The sequence below is a fragment of the Flavobacterium sp. NRK F7 genome, assembly GCF_024054195.1.
In the GTDB taxonomy this organism is placed as follows: domain Bacteria; phylum Bacteroidota; class Bacteroidia; order Flavobacteriales; family Flavobacteriaceae; genus Flavobacterium.
On record NZ_JAMXLB010000001.1, the window covers coordinates 3,212,671 to 3,231,144 of the forward strand.

23 protein-coding genes are annotated in these 18,474 nt (G+C 30.2%); all 23 read left to right on the forward strand.

Annotation, left to right across the window (positions count from 1 at the left end; all coding sequences use genetic code 11):
- Positions 1-74: 74 nt before the first annotated feature.
- Positions 75-1,211 carry an ABC transporter substrate-binding protein gene (locus NHF47_RS14610; protein WP_252765622.1) on the forward strand — a complete coding sequence of 379 codons (1,137 nt, stop codon included), beginning with the start codon at positions 75-77 and terminating at the stop codon, positions 1,209-1,211.
- Between the two features lies 1 nt (position 1,212).
- Positions 1,213-2,235: an iron ABC transporter permease gene (locus tag NHF47_RS14615; RefSeq protein WP_252765623.1), complete on the forward strand. Its 1,023-nt coding sequence runs from the start codon at positions 1,213-1,215 to the stop codon at positions 2,233-2,235.
- Positions 2,236-2,536: 301 nt separating this feature from the next.
- Complete coding sequence (locus tag NHF47_RS14620) at positions 2,537-3,190, forward strand: hypothetical protein (RefSeq protein WP_252765624.1); 654 nt, start codon at positions 2,537-2,539, stop codon at positions 3,188-3,190.
- A 100-nt stretch (positions 3,191-3,290) separates the two neighbouring features.
- Entirely contained in the window at positions 3,291-4,328 is a 1,038-nt protein-coding gene (xerA, locus tag NHF47_RS14625) for a site-specific tyrosine recombinase/integron integrase (RefSeq protein ID WP_252765625.1), read from the forward strand.
- 580 nt (positions 4,329-4,908) lie between these two features.
- Positions 4,909-5,430, forward strand: a complete 522-nt coding sequence (locus NHF47_RS14630; protein WP_252765626.1) for a hypothetical protein — start codon at positions 4,909-4,911, stop codon at positions 5,428-5,430.
- A 170-nt stretch (positions 5,431-5,600) separates the two neighbouring features.
- A complete protein-coding gene (locus tag NHF47_RS14635) occupies positions 5,601-6,011 on the forward strand; it encodes a hypothetical protein (protein ID WP_252765627.1) in 411 nt (136 codons plus the stop codon).
- Complete coding sequence (locus NHF47_RS14640; RefSeq protein WP_252765628.1) at positions 6,008-6,508, forward strand: endonuclease V; 501 nt, start codon at positions 6,008-6,010, stop codon at positions 6,506-6,508. The genes NHF47_RS14635 and NHF47_RS14640 overlap by 4 nt, the downstream gene beginning before the upstream one ends.
- A 156-nt stretch (positions 6,509-6,664) precedes the next feature.
- Positions 6,665-7,141, forward strand: a complete 477-nt coding sequence (locus tag NHF47_RS14645) for a hypothetical protein (protein WP_252765629.1) — start codon at positions 6,665-6,667, stop codon at positions 7,139-7,141.
- Positions 7,142-7,376: 235 nt separating this feature from the next.
- Positions 7,377-8,057, forward strand: a complete 681-nt coding sequence (locus tag NHF47_RS14650; protein WP_252765630.1) for a toxin-antitoxin system YwqK family antitoxin — start codon at positions 7,377-7,379, stop codon at positions 8,055-8,057.
- A gap of 162 nt (positions 8,058-8,219) precedes the next feature.
- A complete protein-coding gene (locus NHF47_RS14655) occupies positions 8,220-8,741 on the forward strand; it encodes a hypothetical protein (protein WP_252765631.1) in 522 nt (173 codons plus the stop codon).
- 167 nt (positions 8,742-8,908) lie between these two features.
- A complete protein-coding gene (locus NHF47_RS14660) occupies positions 8,909-9,292 on the forward strand; it encodes a hypothetical protein (RefSeq protein WP_252765632.1) in 384 nt (127 codons plus the stop codon).
- 171 nt (positions 9,293-9,463) lie between these two features.
- Positions 9,464-9,979 (forward strand): hypothetical protein, encoded by a 516-nt coding sequence (locus NHF47_RS14665; protein ID WP_252765633.1) that lies wholly within the window; start codon positions 9,464-9,466, stop codon positions 9,977-9,979.
- A gap of 702 nt (positions 9,980-10,681) precedes the next feature.
- Positions 10,682-11,254, forward strand: coding sequence for an RDD family protein (locus NHF47_RS14670; protein ID WP_252765634.1), 573 nt, complete (start codon positions 10,682-10,684; stop codon positions 11,252-11,254).
- 201 nt (positions 11,255-11,455) lie between these two features.
- On the forward strand, positions 11,456-11,887 hold the full coding sequence (locus tag NHF47_RS14675; RefSeq protein ID WP_252765635.1) for a hypothetical protein: 432 nt from the start codon (positions 11,456-11,458) through the stop codon (positions 11,885-11,887).
- Between the two features lie 171 nt (positions 11,888-12,058).
- Positions 12,059-12,487, forward strand: coding sequence for a hypothetical protein (locus NHF47_RS14680; protein ID WP_252765636.1), 429 nt, complete (start codon positions 12,059-12,061; stop codon positions 12,485-12,487).
- Positions 12,488-12,691: 204 nt separating this feature from the next.
- Complete coding sequence (locus tag NHF47_RS14685; protein WP_252765637.1) at positions 12,692-13,102, forward strand: hypothetical protein; 411 nt, start codon at positions 12,692-12,694, stop codon at positions 13,100-13,102.
- A gap of 51 nt (positions 13,103-13,153) precedes the next feature.
- The gene (locus NHF47_RS14690) at positions 13,154-13,675 is read left to right on the forward strand and encodes a hypothetical protein (RefSeq protein WP_252765638.1); all 522 of its coding nucleotides are present in this window, start codon (positions 13,154-13,156) and stop codon (positions 13,673-13,675) included.
- A 190-nt stretch (positions 13,676-13,865) separates the two neighbouring features.
- A complete protein-coding gene (locus NHF47_RS14695) occupies positions 13,866-14,279 on the forward strand; it encodes a DUF5004 domain-containing protein (RefSeq protein WP_252765639.1) in 414 nt (137 codons plus the stop codon).
- Between the two features lie 75 nt (positions 14,280-14,354).
- Positions 14,355-14,864, forward strand: a complete 510-nt coding sequence (locus NHF47_RS14700) for a hypothetical protein (RefSeq protein ID WP_252765640.1) — start codon at positions 14,355-14,357, stop codon at positions 14,862-14,864.
- A gap of 141 nt (positions 14,865-15,005) precedes the next feature.
- Positions 15,006-16,580: a hypothetical protein gene (locus tag NHF47_RS14705; protein WP_252765641.1), complete on the forward strand. Its 1,575-nt coding sequence runs from the start codon at positions 15,006-15,008 to the stop codon at positions 16,578-16,580.
- Between the two features lie 71 nt (positions 16,581-16,651).
- Entirely contained in the window at positions 16,652-17,284 is a 633-nt protein-coding gene (locus NHF47_RS14710; protein ID WP_252765642.1) for a trans-aconitate 2-methyltransferase, read from the forward strand.
- Between the two features lie 16 nt (positions 17,285-17,300).
- Positions 17,301-17,849, forward strand: coding sequence for a dihydrofolate reductase family protein (locus NHF47_RS14715; protein ID WP_252765643.1), 549 nt, complete (start codon positions 17,301-17,303; stop codon positions 17,847-17,849).
- A 157-nt stretch (positions 17,850-18,006) separates the two neighbouring features.
- A complete protein-coding gene (locus NHF47_RS14720; RefSeq protein ID WP_252765644.1) occupies positions 18,007-18,462 on the forward strand; it encodes a hypothetical protein in 456 nt (151 codons plus the stop codon).
- The last annotated feature ends 12 nt before the right edge of the window (positions 18,463-18,474 follow it).

Consider the following 18,474-nt stretch of genomic DNA (forward strand, 5'->3'; position numbering starts at 1 on the left):
AAGATAGTGTTTCTAAATTTTAATAAAATGGAAGCGTAGAATTTTTCATACATTTGTGCAAACAAAAAAACCACATGAAATTCGCTTATAGACTTCTATTGTTACTTCCTTTTTTGCTATTGGGTTGTAAAGAAACTACTAAAAAAACATCTGTTGTTAGCCAAGCTCCTAAAAATGAAATTCAATATGCTAGTGGTTTAGCCATTTACAAATACGAAGGCTATAGTGTGGTAAAAGTTTTGAATCCTTGGCCAAAAGCCGAAAAAGCCTTTACCTATATTTTAAAACAGCCAAACAGTGTAGTGCCAGATAGTCTACAGGTATTTACAACGGTTACAGTTCCCTTACAAAAATTAGTCGTTACATCCACTACGATTATTCCGTTTTTAGAAATGTTAGACAGTGAAACGAAACTTATTGGATTTCCGCATACCGATTATATTTCGTCAACAAAAACTAGAGCTTTAATTGACAGTGGCAAAGTAAGAGATGTGGGACAGAATGAAAGTTTAAATATTGAATTACTTTTTGATATGCAACCTGATGCCATCGTAACCTTTGGAGTAGACAACACCAATCCTATGGTTGATAAACTGACTTCTAACGGTTTAAAAGTATTCTTTCAAGGCGATTGGATGGAGCAATCTCCATTAGGTAAAGCCGAGTGGATTAAGTTTTATGCAGCCCTATTAGGAAAAGAAAAAGAAGGCGACGCTATCTTTAACTCCATTGCAAATAATTACAAACAAACCCTTACCCTAGTAAAAGACTTGGCTGCCGAACAAAAAGTATTGTATGGATCGTTGTACAAAGACCAATGGTTTGTAGCCAGAGGAAATAGTTGGATTGCTCAGTTTCTACAAGATGCTAAAGCCGATTATTTATGGAAAGACTTAGCCGGTATGGGAAGTGAACCCTTAAGTTTTGAAAGTGTATTTGATACGGCAGCACATGCCGATGTGTGGATTACCAATGGAGCGATTATGAGTTTGGATCAACTTTTAGAAGAGAATCATCATTATGCCAAGTTTGATGCTTTTCAGAAAAAAAATGTATATTCCTTTGAAAGTCAAAAAGGAGCTACTGGAGGCACAATTTATTATGAGACTGCACCTAGCCGACCCGATTTAGTTTTAAAAGATTATATTAAAATTTTTCATCCTACGGTTTTACCCGATTATACCTTTACCTTTGCCAAAAAATTAGACTAAAGTGACCAAGAAGTTTACCATATTATTGATTTGTTTAGTACTGGTTTTAGTATTTTTAACCCTATTGAATATCAGTTTAGGTTCGATTAAGATCCCTTTTAAAGAAGTAGCCCAAGCGTTGATGGGTAATGCTACTTCAAAAACTTCGTGGGATTATATTATAGTAAACTTTCGATTACCCAAAGCGATCACCGCTATTTTAGTGGGTATTGCCTTATCCATTAGTGGCTTATTGATGCAAACATTATTTCGAAATCCTTTAGCAGGACCTTATGTTTTAGGGTTGAGTTCGGGAGCCAGTTTGGGTGTAGCTATGGTAGTTTTAGGAGCGGGTATTTTACCTTTAGGGCTTTCCAAAGTATTTACCTCATCATTAGGATTAGTATTGGCTTCTGGAATAGGCAGTTCTTTAGTATTACTGGCTGTGTTATTAGTTTCAGAACGGTTAAAAGACACCATGTCTATTTTGATTGTAGGCTTAATGTTTGGAAGTATAACTAGCGCTATCGTTTCGGTACTTTCCTATTTTACCACAGCCGAGCAATTACAGAAATACACTTTTTGGCAGATGGGCAGTTTGGGCAATTTGAGTTGGTCCAACGTTAGTTTTTTAGCCATTATAACCTGTATTGGGATAAGCCTTAGTTTTTTAGTCATCAAACCTTTGGATGCCTTATTATTAGGAGAACGTTATGCGAGCAGTTTAGGCGTTAATTTTAAGCGCACCCGGTATATCATTTTATTTGCTACGAGTATTTTAGCTGGTAGCATAACAGCTTTTGTGGGTCCAATAGCCTTTATTGGGTTAGCGGTACCTCATATGGCCAAGTTGTTGTTTCAAACCAGCAATCATTTTATCTTGTTTTGGAGCACCTCTTTATTAGGAGCCATCGTGTTATTGTTTTGTGATATAGTAGCCCAATTACCTGGAAATGATATTACCTTACCCATCAATGCCATTACTTCCATTATAGGAGCCCCCATAGTGGTTTGGCTTTTGGTACGCAAAAAAAGAATTGGGTAACCCCTCTTTATATTCCTTTTTTTAGTTTTCATTTCGCTAACTTTACTCCGTTATTCACACGACATAATGTACTGTTACTGTACACTTACCCAGCATTTTTATTGCACTTATACTCACTATATAGTTACTATAACCTTACCATATACTAGCTATATACTTATCATATATTTAATATACATTTATAATAAATATTTAGTATCTTAGACTTTTAAGCGACTTTATTATGGCAAAAGGAAAAGGCATTGTACAATTAACAGGAACCTTACAAGGATTAACATTTTATCTTTTAGATGGCAAATAAGTGGTGCGTACTGCGGGAGGCGGTTTTAATGGAGAAGCCATAAAGACCAAAGCCTCTATGGTGCGTGTGCGAGAGAACAGTTCGGAATTTAAAGAATGTATGCAAGCGGTGGCTACTTTTAAGCAAATGCTCCAACCCTATTTACAGCTTTTAAAAGATGGTAAGTTACATCAGCGGTTGGTGCGCGTGTTTACTCAATTGAAAGCTTTTGATCCTATTTCAGTAAGAGGGCAACGCACTATTGCGAAAGGTTTAACTACAGCTATTGGTCGCGATTTATTGCGTGGTTATGTACTTACCCAAAACGGTTCTTTACAAAGTTTGTTGCAACAAGCCTATACTTTTGATGAGCATATTGGGTTCCAGGTACCTCATTTCAACGCTACTCCTTTATTTATGGGTACAGTAGCCAGCCAAATGGAATTGGTTTTACGCTATGTTTTAGTTGATGCAAATGGGGAATTTTCGTTTGTACAAAGTGAAAAAGTAGTACTAGAGCGTAGTTTTTCAGGAGAAATAGAGATAGCTGTACCAGTACTACCCGATTACGATTCATGTATTGTTGTAGCTATTGGGCGCTTTTTTCAAGAAATAAATGGTAGTTTTTATACGATATCGAAAGGTGTTATGGAAGTTGTTGAGGTTACGGGTTAGTTGATGGTTGATGGTGTTTGGTTTTATTTTTAAAACAAAAGCTTTTTTTAAAATATATAAGTAAATAATAGTATTTTTGAAAGTATATAAGCCACACAAAATGTATTGGAAAGCCAAATTAATTACTCACAAAGGAATACCTCGTATTGCTGTATTTTTTGATAAAGACGTACGTTTAATTGAACGTATTAAAACTTTTAAAGGAGCAACTTGGAGTGCTTCTAAAAAATATTGGCATTTGCCTGATACTATAGCAAACAGAGCACATTTTAAAATACCTCCAACTCCAATTCTATCGGAGGAAGGCATTCGGCAATTAGAAAAATTTAAACAATGGTTACAAGCGAAAAGGTATAGTGAAAATACCATTAAAACTTATGCAGATGCACTAAAATCGTTTTTAACGTTTTATACTCACAAAACTGTTTCAGAAATTACGAATGACGATGTCATATGGTTTACCAATGAACACATTCTAAAAAACAAATTTTCCACTTCCTATCAAAATCAGATTGTAAATGCAATCAAATTATATTTTAAAACCATACGTAATGAAGTATTGATTATTGATAAAATTCATCGTCCGAAACGAGAAAAAGTATTGCCTAATGTTTTGAGTAAGGAAGAAATAAAATTCATTTTAGAAGCACCTAGCAATCTAAAACATAAAGCAATGCTCTCAATGATTTACAGTTGCGGTTTAAGACGTAGCGAATTATTGCATTTAAAACCTACAGATATTGATTCCAAAAGAGGTATTGTGCTCATTAGACAAAGTAAAGGAAAAAAAGACCGCATTGTACCTTTGTCTAACAAAATTTTAGAAATGCTACGAGTCTATTATGTACAATACAAACCTATGGTTTGGCTGTTTGAAGGACAAAATAAAGGTGTTAAATATTCTGAAAAGAGTTTACAAAGTGTTTTAAAACAAACATTGCAGAAAACTAAAATTTCAAAACCTGTCACCTTGCATTGGTTGCGACATAGTTATGCGACTCATTTATTAGAAAGCGGTACCGATTTAAGATACATACAAGAATTGCTTGGTCATAATAGTAGTAGAACAACGGAAATATATACTCATGTAAGCACAAAAAGTCTAGAACAAATAAAAAGCCCTTTTGATGATTTGTAATAGATAATTATTATTTTTGGGTAAGAAAAAAGTCTGACTGTTTTCAGACCTATCTAACAAATGGTTGTTGTATAGGTCTGACGAAGTCAGACATATAAACAAGTTATGCAACAGTTTATAAAACAGAACCTAATTTATAGTATGACAGAAAAAAATTTTAAATACTCTACAATAAGTTTTATACTAATAAATATATGGACACTATATTTATTTTTTGGTTATTTAAGTGAAGAGAAAGGAATTTTTAATGGATTTGGTTTACTAATTGATTTTGTTTATAGTCAAATTTTTAATGTCGTATTTGGTTCATTATTATTATTAATAAGAGCGTATTTTTATTTTAGAAAAATTAATTCAAATCCATTAAAAATAAATTTCTTTTATATATTAAGCGGAATATTTAGTATAAATATTTTCATAATATGGTTATGTTCAATTATCCTACAATTTATTGAACTTGCTAATGAATTGACAACAATTCTTGGGGTTAGCTCATTATTAATAGGTTCTTTTATCATTCTTGATCTATATAAATTAAATTTCAAGAAATTGACAATTAACTAAACTCAAATCATAATAAATGAGAAAGGTTTTAAACTTCTTTTTGATAATATTTTATTCAATTTTTATTGCTGGATTATATGGAATACTTCATGACCAAATAACATATTCTATTTCTAATGAATATTATACATTATTCAAATTCGAACAATTTGGAATAAATAATTGGAACTTATCTAACGAAAGGTTGAAAGTTGGAATAATTGGATATTTGGCAACTTGGTGGGTAGGTCTCATTCTAGGTGTTATTTACGCAATAATTTCTTTATTTCACGATTCGAAAAAAACATTAAAAATAACTTTAAATTCAATTTTCTTAAATATTGGAATTACATTCATTTTTGGAATTTTAGGTTTCATTTATGGTTTTTTATTTTTAAACGCTGAAAAAATTAATTGGTATATTCCAGAACAAACAGAAAACATTCAAAGCTTCATAAATGTAGGATCAATTCATAACTTTGGATATATTGGAGGCTTTGTTGGTTTGATTTTTGGAATTTACTTCATGAATAGAAACTTAAGAAAAACCGTTGCATAACAGCCGTTTGTAGCAATTGCTAGACCTGGCTTGTGTTCGGAATTTTACTTCGTCAGTTCGCACTCTGTGCTCGGGTCTCCGGAAATTCCACGAGGAGTTTTGTACTTGTAATCTTTTGGCTTAAATTTACGCAACTGCTACAAGCGGCAAACCGTTAGCCGTAATTTTAAATGAAACTTGAAATCAAAAATAAACAAACAATTATTTTTAAAAACGATTCAGTTGGTGGATGGTTTGGCGAAATCAATATAAATAACAAAAACTTTGAATTCTCGTTTGATAATAAAGAGTTTATAGATTGGGAAGATATTAAAAGGCGAATTATTTATTTTATAAATTATCAGAAGGAAATTATCGAAATTACAGAAAAAGGAATTATTGAATATCAAAAGTTTTTAGGTTGGAATTTAAATTATGATTTGGATTTGGATTGTATTGAACTCCCAACCAATGAAGAACGCAAAGACGATTTTATAATACCATATCGATATGATGATAAAACGGGTTTTGATTACGTATTATGGGAAATATATATTTATGATGAAAATGGCCCAAAATTAAGAGAAGTAAAAAGAGAATGATTTTAGCATTTGACACATATTACTTTGATAACAAAGCAAAAACTGTTTGTGTTGAATTTACTGATTGGAATGATAGCAATTATAAATTTCAAACTGAAATAACAGACAATATTGAAGAATATATCCCAGGTGAATTCTACAAAAGAGAATTGCCTTGTATCATTAGTTTACTCAATAAATATGATTTAAAGAATATTGAAGTAATTATAGTTGATGGATTTGTTTATTTGAATGATGAAAATAAATTTGGTTTGGGTGGTTATCTATATGAAAAATTAGATCGTAAAATTCCTGTTATAGGTGTTGCCAAAACAAATTTTGCAACAATTGAGAAAAACAAAAAGAGTCTTTTAAGAGGGGAAAGTAAAAAACCTCTATTTATTACAGCCATTGGAATTGAACTTAAAGATGCTGTACAGAAAATACAAAATATGGATGGAGAATTTAGGATTCCAACTTTACTTAAAGAACTTGACCGACTAACAAAAGAAGAATAAAAACTGTGGCTAACAGGCGTTTGGCAAGATTGCGAATTTTGTAGTAAATTCACTTTTACTTTTCGCAAGAAATTTTATCTTTAACAGAAAATAATCGGTTCCGAAGTTTGCAACCTCGCCAAGCGCCGGAACGTTAGGCACTATTAACACACGAAAATGCTAAAAACAATATTAACTATTTTATTTTTCTTTCCTATTTGTATGGTTGGTCAAAAGCTTGAAAAAAAACAAGTTTTAGAAAACCTCAAAAGTGAGATTTATTTAGATACGATTAAGTTTGACAAAAAAGATATAGTGTTCACAGCTTTAGGAAGAGAAAACTTGAAACCATACTCAAAAGTCTATATTGTTGATGGACAATATTTATATAAACTTGACATAATAGAAAGCAAACTCGTGTTAGAATTTATAAACGAAATTTTAGACGTTGAAAAGATTGAATCAATTGAAGTTATAGAAAAGGAGAAAGCTTCAACTCTATTTGGTGGAAATGCAAAAAATGGCGTTGTTGCGATTCGTATGAAGAGAAAAGTTAATTATAATCCAAAGGTTGCAGGTTTAATATTAACTGAAAAGAAATATGGAACAAATTTTTCTCAAATAAAAGAAGGCGAATTACAAATCAGAAATTAACAGTGCCTAACAGCAGTTTATAACAATTGCTAGGCTTGGGTTTGTCCCGAATTTTCTTCGAAAATTCAAAAAGTAATTTTAACTTTGGTATCATCAGTAATTAATCGTCGCAACTTTTACAAACCACGGAACGTTACCACACATTTCAAAAAAAATGAGAATATATTCAGCTTATATAATATTTATAATTTTGATTACAACGTCCTGTAAAAAGGAAATAGGAAAAATAGAAACTGTGAAGATCTTTTACGACAAAGAAAAAACTAAAATTGAAAAAGAAGGAAGTATTCTAAAGATTGGAGGTTTAGAAACAGGTTATTGGAAATTATATTACGTAAATGGAAATATAAAAAGCGAAGGAGATTATAAAGGCGGAAGACAAACTGGTGACTGGAAATTTTATCATGAATCTGGCGAATTAATGTCAAAAGGAAAAATGTTTGAAGGAGAAAAAGATGGATTTTGGAAACAATATTTCACCAATGGAAAAATAGCTTCACAAGGAAACTATGAGAAAGGAAAAGAAATAGGAACTTGGAAATACTATTATGAATCAGGACAATTGGAACAGGAAGCTGATTATATAAGAGGTGTTCTAAATGGTTTAGTCAAAAATTATTATCCAAATGGACAATTAATGAATAAAGGAAGTTCTTTAAATGGTTTGAAACACGGATTTATGACTACTTATTGGGAAAATGGTAATGTTGCTGGACAAAATAACTTCGAGAATGGAGAAATGAAAGGACTCTATAGAGAATATTATAAAAATGGGAAATTATCTGTTGAGGGAAATTGGAACATTGACAAACCAATTGGAAAAATAAAATCTTATACAGAGGATGGAGAATTAAAAGCTATTTATGTGATCGATAGTCTTGGTGAGATTATAGAGGAAGAAATATTAATTAATTAAAAACGTGTGGTAACAGCAGTTAGCCTCAATGGCTCGGGCTTGGTTTTTCCTTCGAAAAAACTGCAGGTAACCAAAATAATTTTATATTTGTTAATGTTAGTCTTGAATCGCCGCCACTAAGGCTAGCTGCAAAACGTTAGCAGCAAGCTTAAAAGAAAACTCATGCTAAAAAAAGGGTGTATAATTATTTTCATGTTATTTGTTTTAACAGTATCAATATTCATTGGAGTATTTTTTTTAAATCAATCCGACAAAACTAAAAAGGCAGAAATTGACGAAATTAAACTATCAAAAATATGTGATACAATTAAAGCTATAACTGAACAGCCGACAATTACTTTCGATGAGTTTAAAACTAATGAATTAGAAAGAATTAATTTTTACTTAATCAGAGAAAACAAAATAATAGAAGAAAAAGAAACATTCATTCCCGAATATAGCAGCTCAGATGGAACTTACAAGACATTTAAAATCCCATTTGAATACTTTTTGAAAACTGACACTATAATTGTCAAAACATCTACATTATATTTTAAAATACCTAATTTTCATCATTATGCGTATTTACACTTTGGAAATTTTGGATATTTAGGAAGTTCAGATTGTAGAATTGAAAAAAATAAATATATATATATCGAAGATAGAATTGAAAATTATAAACTACCAACAAAAGCCAGACGTTAACATTGGTTAGCTATTATTGTGGCTTCTTGCCTACTTCCGAATTTTCTCCGAAAATCTGAAAGTATTCGTATATTTGGGTTGGCTAGTAACAAAACACCACAACATCAGCTAGCCAAGGACCGTTGTGCACAAGCCTAAAAAAGTACAAAAATCATATTTGGTATTAAATGAGAATAATCATATTTACATTTGTCACTTTTATATTTTACTCAAATAGCTTAATTGCTCAGGAAAATAATATTAATATTTTACTTGAAAAAACTTATGTATCAGATTGCAACGGAAAGACAATTGAGTTAATGTTACCAAAAGGATGGAGTACTCCAGACCGACTTGAGATTGATGAAGGCTTCATACAAACTTACATTTATCCCGACAAGAGTTATCTGTCAATTTTGTGTGGAGATGTAGAATTTCATAAACAAGAAATTGTAAAAGAAAATGAATTTGCAAGAGAAGAGAAATACAATGGGTTTTCAATAATTTATGGAAATGTAAAATCTAACCGAAAAGAAGAATTTGATGCTACATTAAATCTTATGAAAAAATAAAACCTATGCACAACAGCGGTTTACTTCAATGGTTACTTCCGGATTTTCCGTAGGAAAATCCGCTGCTGGATGGAATGTTTTGTTATATTTGTAATGGCTTGGTGCTGGTGCAACGCCACTGAGAGCAAGCGGCAGACCGTTAGCAGTAAGTTTTGAAAAACCTTCATAGAAATGAAACTTGAATTAAACTTTAATGAAAGTATTTACCGTAAACAAATGGAATTACTTTATAATTCTGGCTTTGGTAAAAATGTAGAATATTATAAAAATTCACATTATTTAGGTTTTGTTTTATTAATTATCGGAATTTGCTCAATAATAAACGGACAAAATTTTGGTTACGCACTTATTGTTTTTGCGTTAGGAGTATTAATCCCATATTTTATATTTTATTTTAAGAACAGGAAAGTTTTAAAAAACTTAGTTTTTGAACAAGACAATATTGTATCAATTTATACTCAAAATCCAAAAGTTATTTTAGAATTTACGGAAACTGAATTCAAATACAAAGATTACAATAATGAACGAGATTTTAATTGGACAGATTTTTTAACGTATAATATCATAGAAGATAATATATTTCTATTTACAAAAAATTACGAACCATATATAATTGGAAAAGAAGAAGCTGGAGAAGAAAACTACGAAAATATTTTATTATTAATTGAATCCAAATTAAAGAAATAAACCTACTGCTAACAACGATTACAAGTAATGGATAGGTAAGTACTATTCCGAAAATTGTTGCACCAATTCGCACTTTGTGCTCGTGTCTCCGAATTTTCTAAAATAAGTTTATATTTGTTATGGCTTGGTGCTGGTTTACGCCAATACTTGTAGCCGCAAAACATTAGCAGTAATTTTAAACCAAACTAAATGATATTAAAATGTCTGAACTTGAATTACAAAAATATCGATACTTAAGTAAATCAATAAAAATCTATCGAATATATAGCTATGGCCTTTTAGTAAGTTTTTTGACCGTCTTAATTTTAAAACCTTTGATTAGGGAACAATACTTTATTTTAGACTTTATCATAGGTTTTCCAATCTTAGGAATGATTATATTAGCTCCTTTCGGCTTATATTTTAGCTGGAAAAGTCATAAAGAAAAAGAAAGCAATTCTAGAAAACATATGAGATACTTTCTCGGTCATGTCTTTTTTTCGTTATTAGCAATTTTCTTTCTTTCGATAATATTTTCAGACATTAAGCAATTATTTTAACTTACGGAACATTCCAAAAAAACTACTGCTAACAGCGGTTTTGCGAGATTGCGAAAAATGTGCAAAAATCACATTTTTCTCCCGCAAGAAATTCTATATTAGCAGAAAGTCTACGGTTCCGAAGTTCGCAACCTCCCATAGCCAAACCGTTAGCAAACATTAAATGAACGATACTGAATATAAAGGAATTTTACACAAAGAAGTTAATAAACTTTCAAGAATAAATCCAATATTTCATAGGATCTTGAGTATGCTTTTGGATCATATTCTTATGTGTATATTTATAGTTCCTATAATGTTTATACCCATGATTCTAATGATAAGCGGAATATTAGAATTTGAAAACCGAACTTTTTTCATAATTTTCTTTTTGTTGATATTTGTATATATCAATAAAGATTTTTTCAATGCAAAAAGTCCTGCAAAACGACTTTTAGGATATCAAATTATAAATCGAAAAACTGGAAAAGCAGCAAATGAATTACAATGCTTTGTACGAAATTTAACAATAGCAATTGCTTGGCCTTTAGAAGTTATTGTTGCATTATATAATCCTGAAAGGAGAATTGGTGATTTTTTAGCCAATACAAAAGTTGTCATTTCTGAAAAAGAAAAATTAAAAACTATCTGGTCTGACTTTAAAAGTAAAACTTTAAAATTAAATTTTATCGCAATTTTAATTATTGGAATAATTTATTTTTATGGATTAAGTTTATTAATGCCAAAAGCACATTGAAATAAAGTTGCCTAACAGCCGTTTGTTGCAATTGCTAGGCTTGGCTTGTGTTCGGAATTTTACTTCGTCAGTTCGCACTCTGTGCTCGGGTCTCCGAAAATTCCATGAGGAGTTTTGTAATTGTAAATTTTTAGGCTAAATTTACGCAACTGCCACAAGCGGCATAACGTGTGCACTATTTAAGAAAATCGCTATATCGAATTGAAAACAGAACTTAAATTAACAAACGAACAGTTTACTGAAGCTGCATTTATTTTTGAAAAAGCGAACGGAAATTCACACTCGGACTTTGAAAAAGAAATAATTGCAGAATCAATACTGACCGAATACAAACCGTCTGATTTAGAACAGATAATTGTCGACGGACTAAACGCTGGAATTTATAAAACCGAGGAAGAGCGAGTTAGCGGATATTGGAGTTTATCAAAAATCGGAAATCGCAATTTGATAGCGGAATATAAAAAGTGGTTGCGAACAGAATTGGAAAACGAAAATGGAATAGCAGTTTTTCAAATATTAATCGGACTTGACCGACTTGACGAATCTGTGTTTAATAAAAACCGGTCTGGACAAACTGTAAACGAAACGGAAATGAATTTACGTGATGCCAAAAGATATCTAAATGGAAAATAACATAATGCCTAACAATGTATAACCGCAATTACGGCGGAATCGACTACCCTTCGACAACCTCAGGGCTGACTAGAATCCACTCGGAATTGCTAACTTCTGTTCTTAACCAAAAATTAGAAACTTTACTCCTATAACTGACGTTTATACGAAGCGTTGTAAGCAAGTTTAAAAATGAGTGCTAAAAAGAAAACCATTATTGCAATCATATTATTATCAATTACCTTAATAGTTGGCTTTATTTTTTATGGTTTATATTTAATGTTTGACGAAGATAAATATGGTGATTTAGTTTATGTAAAAGAGAAAGCTGAAGATGGCGATTTAATCTTGAAATGTAGCAAAGAGTATTTTAGTAACAAAGAATATGAATTTGACGAAATTGGAATAATTGAAAAATCATTTGGAAACGTTTATGTTTGGGATAATAAAAATACTTTAAAAAAATCTTTGTTTGATTGGTGTGAAAGACAAAACGCACAGAAAGTAATAATTTTAAGACCAAAGGGAAAAGTGAAAACTAAAAAAATCTCGAAAATTGAAGGTGAATATAACTACTTATTAAATTCAACTGAATACGAAAAAATAACTGAAACTTTATAGAAAACCAGCTTACAAAAGCGGTTACAAGTAATGGCTAGTTCAGTACTATTCCGAAAATTGTTGCACCAGTTTGCACTTTGCACTCGTTTCTCCGAATTTTCTAAAATAAGCTTATATTTGTGATGGCTTGTTCTTGATAAAAGCCACTTTTTTTAGCCACGAAACGTTATGCTTAATCTAAAAACAAATTTCTGAATTCAATAAATGAAATTAAAGATGAATTTCTTGTATTGGTATTTAAAACCTAAAAAAATTGAACTCAATGGTGAATTATACCAAACTCTTGGAGTAGATTATTTTAAAAGTATAACACCTTTTGAATTAATTGGAAAAATTAAAAACACGAAAACTGTGACGATAAAAAGGAAAAACCAAACTGAATTGAAAAAATATTTTAAGGATACAATTGCTGGTGAAATTGCGCATTTGGTATCTTTATTTATATTGTTCGTTGTAGTTGCATTCTGTATACTTAAGGAATTATTTGTCACAGCAGTATTATTTTTTTTAACAAACATACTCGTAAATTTATATCCTATATTTTTAATGAGATTCAACAGATTTAGAATTTCGAAAGTTCTTAATAAACCAATAGAGGAATTATTAAATGATTGAAAAAACTATGCACAACAATGCCTATAGTAATTGCAGGTACATACCAAATTTATGACAAAAATTCGTTATATAAAACTTATTATTTTCTTAGTCTTGCTAAGTTCATTTACGATACATGTAAACTCAAATTTAGAAAATACTCAAATAGAAACCTTAGAACTTAAAGCTCTAAGAAAAAATGTAGTTGGAAAAAGCTATGTTTATGATTTAACTAAATTAAAAGACTGCAACAAAACTACAATCAAATACTTAGGAAGTATAAAAACAAAAAATGGAAAAGAATATAAAATTCTAAATTCATTTTACGTATTTCAATCAAATTCTACTTGTAAAGGAACTAGCAATATCAAAATTTATGATATGAAAAACAAATATGTCGGAAAATATTATGTTGGTATGCCTGAGGAATTACCTGATAGAATAACACAAAATAAAAATTTGGTTTGGGAAAATTCAAAAGATTGTATTATGCGAAAAGATTTTTTTATTAATCTTGAAAATGGATTACCGGAAAAATTTTTTGTACCATGTTCAAAAAATGGCGGTAACGAATATGGGTTTAGTGTAGAATGAAAAAACCTGCTGCTAATAGAAGTTTTAAATAATAGTTAGTCCCAGAAAATTTTTAAAAATTACTTCACCAGTTTGCAATTTGTGATCCTGTCTCTAGTAACCAAAAGTTTATTTTATATTTGCTACGACTTGATTTTGATTCATGCGCCTATTTTTAACCCTAAAAATTTATAAACAATTTAAATTTTATATGAAAAATTTTTTAATCGTACTATTTTTAGCTTCCTTAAGTTCCTCTGTATTTGGACAGTCTTTAACAGAAAAGAATATACACGGAAAATGGAAAGTTGTAAAACTAATTGTAAAATCAACAAAACCTGAATTAGCTCCTTTGTTTAAAGGGTTTGAAAATGCAACTTTCACTTTTAATCCAAACGGAAATTTCGAACTTACCACAACGTCTCAATCTGAACTATTCGGAATGATAACTGAAATGACTAATGGAACTAAATGGAAACTTGAAAAGGCAAAACAATGTTTACTAATTGGTAATGAAACAAACCACTATTCAATAATGGGAATATTTGTCAAAGAAACTAATGGTAAAATACTATTTAACTTAGACGAAACTGGAATTATAATGGAAATGAAAAAAATGGAATAAAAACTATTATTACTATTTCTATTGCTAAAACAAGTTGTAATTTATCAAAGAGTACAAAAATTATAAACCAAAAAAATGACACAAGAAGAATATTGTGATACTACTAAATATTTTGAATCAGGTGGTAAAAAATTAAATTCAAAATATCTATTACACTATCATTTTAAACCAAACTGGAGTGAAATACCACATATGCTGGACATATTTATCGATCAAAATTATGGTTTTGAAGTGAAATTGTTTTGGTATAAACCATTCGTAAAAAATCGATTGTTTTCCTTTTACCAAAGCAACTTATTACCTGAAAATATACTTCAAATTATCAAGGCTTTTAATTCTTTTCCAAATGTTTCTTTAAAACAATTATATACTAGTAAATCTGAACAATATAGTCCAGAAGGTATTTCCGAAGATACTTACACAATTAATCATCCAATCAATCCGTTTTCAATAAATATGAGTTCACATTGGACTGATGAAAAACTATTCCAATCTAAAGAAGAAATTCTATTTCTTCAATTACACCACGCTATTAAAATCTGGAAAGAAACTTTATTTCAAGGAGTATTACAAATGCATAATTAAAAAATGGCTGTGATATTATAAAAGTTATATTTTTTCTTGAAATCCCCTGTTATTTATCTTTTAAAAGCTATTAGCAATTTGAATATATTTGTAATAAAACAGAAATTAAATCTACATTGGTAAGGATTTAAAAATAAAAACATGAAACAAATAGTTTACGCAATCCTATTTTTAGTTATCATAAGTTGTACCCCAAAAATAAGCCCGTATTTTGAACAAAATCATTATATCAGGAATTATAGCATTCATATACAAAATGATTCTTTACAACTCTACTTTAAAACTCCTGCAGATATTTCTTATGTAACCGACACAAAAGAATTAAAAAAGCGCATTCGCAATTCAAAAATTAAACTAGCTGATCCTGTTTTAATTTATGGCAGCACCAATGATCCTCCTTACGAATATTTTGTAACGGTTTCAGAAAACAAACTTTCCAACTATTCCAAAGAGCTAGTGGTTTTTGATACTTTAGTAGAAAATCAAACCATTCGTTTTATTGGTAACGCTCTTGAAAAAAATGCCAAGAAAACCTTGGAAATAGATTTGAAAAATTGTTTTAAAAGTCTTGAAGTAGGACCTACCTATAGAAAGCAAATTCAAACCATTTTTGATGTTGTACAAAAATACCAGCTTTCCAATAAATTTTATACCGCACTTCAAGAAATTAGTGATTTTCCTTCTTATGATAAACAAGAAGAATGGTCAAAACTTCAAATGCAATTGACTTTTTCTTCCTTTCTAGGGAAAAATAAGCTTTACAATACGTATTTAAGTCAACTCGAATCCAGATTTAAACCCAACGATACAGTTGTTAAAACGATTAAAGAAAAAACAGTTTATAATGCGCAAGCTTTGGATACTATACTTCAAGAAGCCAAAAAACATCGCATGATAATGATTAATGAAAATCATTTTTATCCAAATCATAGAAAATTGGTTTCAGATGTATTGGAAAAACTAAAAGCCATTGGTTACCACTATTTGGCTTTGGAAGCGTTAAACACAAAACAAGATAGCCTTTTAAATGTACCCAACTCCTATCCTACTTTAGAAACTGGTTTTTATACCAGTGAACAAAATTTTTCAAATCTCATTCGAAAAGCGAAAGCATTAGACTTTCGATTTATCGCTTACGAAAATACGGACACTAATCAAGACCGAGAAGTAGGTCAAGCCGAAAACATCTACAACAAAAGCTTTTTAATCGACCCAAATGCGAAAGTTGTCGTACTTGCAGGAATTGATCATATCTTAGAAAAACCAACTAGTCAAGGAAAAGAATGGATGGCTACTGTTTTTAAAAATAAATACCAAATTGATCCTCTAACCATCAGCCAAACTCATTTAAATGCTTACAGAAATGAAATTGATTACAACTATGGAATCCTCAATAGTAAAAATTTTAAAGATACCCGATGGAATGCTGTGGATTACTTAGTATTAAATAACAATACAAAAGAACCAATTGAAGATCCTTTTAGTGCCTATGAATACCAAAATAATACAAAGACTGATATTCAAATCGCTTTGCTCTTGGGAAATGAAATTAAAAACCCATACGATTACAGCAAAAAAATACCGTATTTTACAACAATAGTTACATCTGGCAAAAAACTGGAAGTACCTGTAGACTTAAGCAAAGCAACCTATTTATTGGCTTTTGATAAAAATGGAAACCTATTGGACAAACAAATTATTCCTGCAAGAGATTAAGGAATAATACCCTACAAATTATTCTATTTTACAAATAAAAATGTATTTTTAAAACAAATACAATGCAACTCATGGACAAATACAAAGAAACCTATCAAACATGGAATAATATTGCAGCGCTCTATCAAGATAAGTTTATGGATTTAGACATTTACAACGATACCTACGATTACATCTGTAATGCCATTAAGAATCCTAAATCAAAACTTTTGGAAATAGGTTGTGGTCCTGGAAATATCACAAAGTATTTGTTAACCAAAAGACCTGATTTTGAAATTTTTGGCATTGATATTGCTCCCAACATGATTGAATTAGCCAAACAAAATAATCCGACTGCAAAATTTGAAGTTATGGACTCGAGAGCAATTTCTACTCTTGAAGAAAAGTTTGATGGTATTGTTGTGGGGTTTTGCTTACCGTATTTGTCACCTAAAGATACAACCGAACTTATAACTAATGCTTACAATTTATTAAACGAAAAGGGGTTACTCTATTTAAGTTTTGTAGAAGGGGAATCTGAAAAATCAGAATTTAAAGTGGGAAATGGTGGTCGTGTATTTTTTTATTATCATGATTTGGAAAATGTAAAAACGCAACTTAGTAACTCTAAATTTAATGAAATTACAATTTTTAAAGTGCCATATAAAATTTCAGAAACCGAATTCGATATCCATACAGTTGTAACCGCCAAGAAAGAAATATAAAAACAATACCGTATTTATGAGAAAAATAATTGGAGCGCTTAACATGACCATAGACGGTATTTGCGATCATACAGCAGGAATTCCTGATGAAGCAATACATATGCATTATACGGAACTATTACAAAAAGGGGATGCCATTCTTTATGGTAGAAAAACCTATGAGTTAATGACGTATTGGCAAACTATTTTAGAAAATCCATCCGAAGAAAAAACTATGAATGAATTTGCGCTGGCTATTGATACCATTCCAAAAATTGTTTTTTCAAATACGCTTAAAGAAATCAATTGGAAAAGTGCTTCCTTATCACAAAATAATTTAAAAGAAGAAGTAATTGCGTTAAAAAAACAATCTGGAAAAGCTATTCTTGTTGGAAGTCGCAGTTTGATAATTGCACTTTTACAACTAAATTTAATTGATGAACTCCAACTTTGCATTCATCCAATGGTTGAAGGTAAAGGTTTATCCTTATTTGAAAACATCAACGAACGCATGGTTTTTAATTTAGTAAAACACAAAACTTTTACAAATGGAGCTATTATTCTTTATTACCAACCTAAAAAATGATTAAGTAACTTTGTTCATCTCCATTTTTTCTTTCGCGTTAAACTATAGTTTTGATTAAACAAATTATATTTGTTATACTAACTAATTATTTATACTCATTCATTTGATTAAATTTATAGTTATAGAAAATACTTAAAAAGTAAACTAACTATTACTTATGAAATTTAGGAAAGAACTAGAACCCAATATTGAAAAATCGGAACAATTATTCCCAAAAGTATTAGATCTCCTCTCAAAATTTGATGAGGCTTTCGATGATTTTAATGTAAAAAAAATGGATGATATAATAGATCAGATTAATCTTTTAATTGATAAAGAAATTGATAAAGAAGATATCTATGAATATTGGGGTTATACTTCTGCTGAAGATTTAGCATTCGGACTTACCTTAACTGTACCTAGGCATGCATTCCCAATTACAGAAGAAGAGCTCTCAGAAATTAAAAATAGAATTCAAATTCTTTTAGACGCAGATGAAAATATGGAAAAAAGTATTTCAACTTTCTTATTTGAAAAAGAAGTCTCTGTTGCACGTGTATTAATTGAGGATTATTATGATTTAATTATAAATCATAATAACACTACAAGACCAGATAATATCATATATCTTTAAAAACCTTTAACT

Excerpts from the sequence above, each read along its gene's own strand:
- NHF47_RS14720 (WP_252765644.1), top strand. The coding sequence starts at position 18,007 with ATGAAATTTAGGAAAGAACTAGAACCCAATATTGAAAAATCGGAACAA.
- NHF47_RS14645 (WP_252765629.1), top strand. The coding sequence starts at position 6,665 with ATGCTAAAAACAATATTAACTATTTTATTTTTCTTTCCTATTTGTATG.
- NHF47_RS14700 (WP_252765640.1), top strand. The coding sequence starts at position 14,355 with ATGACACAAGAAGAATATTGTGATACTACTAAATATTTTGAATCAGGT.
- NHF47_RS14640 (WP_252765628.1), top strand. The coding sequence starts at position 6,008 with ATGATTTTAGCATTTGACACATATTACTTTGATAACAAAGCAAAAACT.
- NHF47_RS14715 (WP_252765643.1), top strand. The coding sequence starts at position 17,301 with ATGAGAAAAATAATTGGAGCGCTTAACATGACCATAGACGGTATTTGC.
- NHF47_RS14680 (WP_252765636.1), top strand. The coding sequence starts at position 12,059 with ATGAGTGCTAAAAAGAAAACCATTATTGCAATCATATTATTATCAATT.
- NHF47_RS14670 (WP_252765634.1), top strand. The coding sequence starts at position 10,682 with ATGAACGATACTGAATATAAAGGAATTTTACACAAAGAAGTTAATAAA.
- NHF47_RS14655 (WP_252765631.1), top strand. The coding sequence starts at position 8,220 with ATGCTAAAAAAAGGGTGTATAATTATTTTCATGTTATTTGTTTTAACA.
- NHF47_RS14635 (WP_252765627.1), top strand. The coding sequence starts at position 5,601 with ATGAAACTTGAAATCAAAAATAAACAAACAATTATTTTTAAAAACGAT.
- NHF47_RS14665 (WP_252765633.1), top strand. The coding sequence starts at position 9,464 with ATGAAACTTGAATTAAACTTTAATGAAAGTATTTACCGTAAACAAATG.
- NHF47_RS14630 (WP_252765626.1), top strand. The coding sequence starts at position 4,909 with ATGAGAAAGGTTTTAAACTTCTTTTTGATAATATTTTATTCAATTTTT.
- NHF47_RS14710 (WP_252765642.1), top strand. The coding sequence starts at position 16,652 with ATGGACAAATACAAAGAAACCTATCAAACATGGAATAATATTGCAGCG.
- NHF47_RS14610 (WP_252765622.1), top strand. The coding sequence starts at position 75 with ATGAAATTCGCTTATAGACTTCTATTGTTACTTCCTTTTTTGCTATTG.
- NHF47_RS14690 (WP_252765638.1), top strand. The coding sequence starts at position 13,154 with ATGACAAAAATTCGTTATATAAAACTTATTATTTTCTTAGTCTTGCTA.
- NHF47_RS14695 (WP_252765639.1), top strand. The coding sequence starts at position 13,866 with ATGAAAAATTTTTTAATCGTACTATTTTTAGCTTCCTTAAGTTCCTCT.
- NHF47_RS14705 (WP_252765641.1), top strand. The coding sequence starts at position 15,006 with ATGAAACAAATAGTTTACGCAATCCTATTTTTAGTTATCATAAGTTGT.
- NHF47_RS14685 (WP_252765637.1), top strand. The coding sequence starts at position 12,692 with ATGAAATTAAAGATGAATTTCTTGTATTGGTATTTAAAACCTAAAAAA.
- xerA (WP_252765625.1), top strand. The coding sequence starts at position 3,291 with ATGTATTGGAAAGCCAAATTAATTACTCACAAAGGAATACCTCGTATT.
- NHF47_RS14660 (WP_252765632.1), top strand. The coding sequence starts at position 8,909 with ATGAGAATAATCATATTTACATTTGTCACTTTTATATTTTACTCAAAT.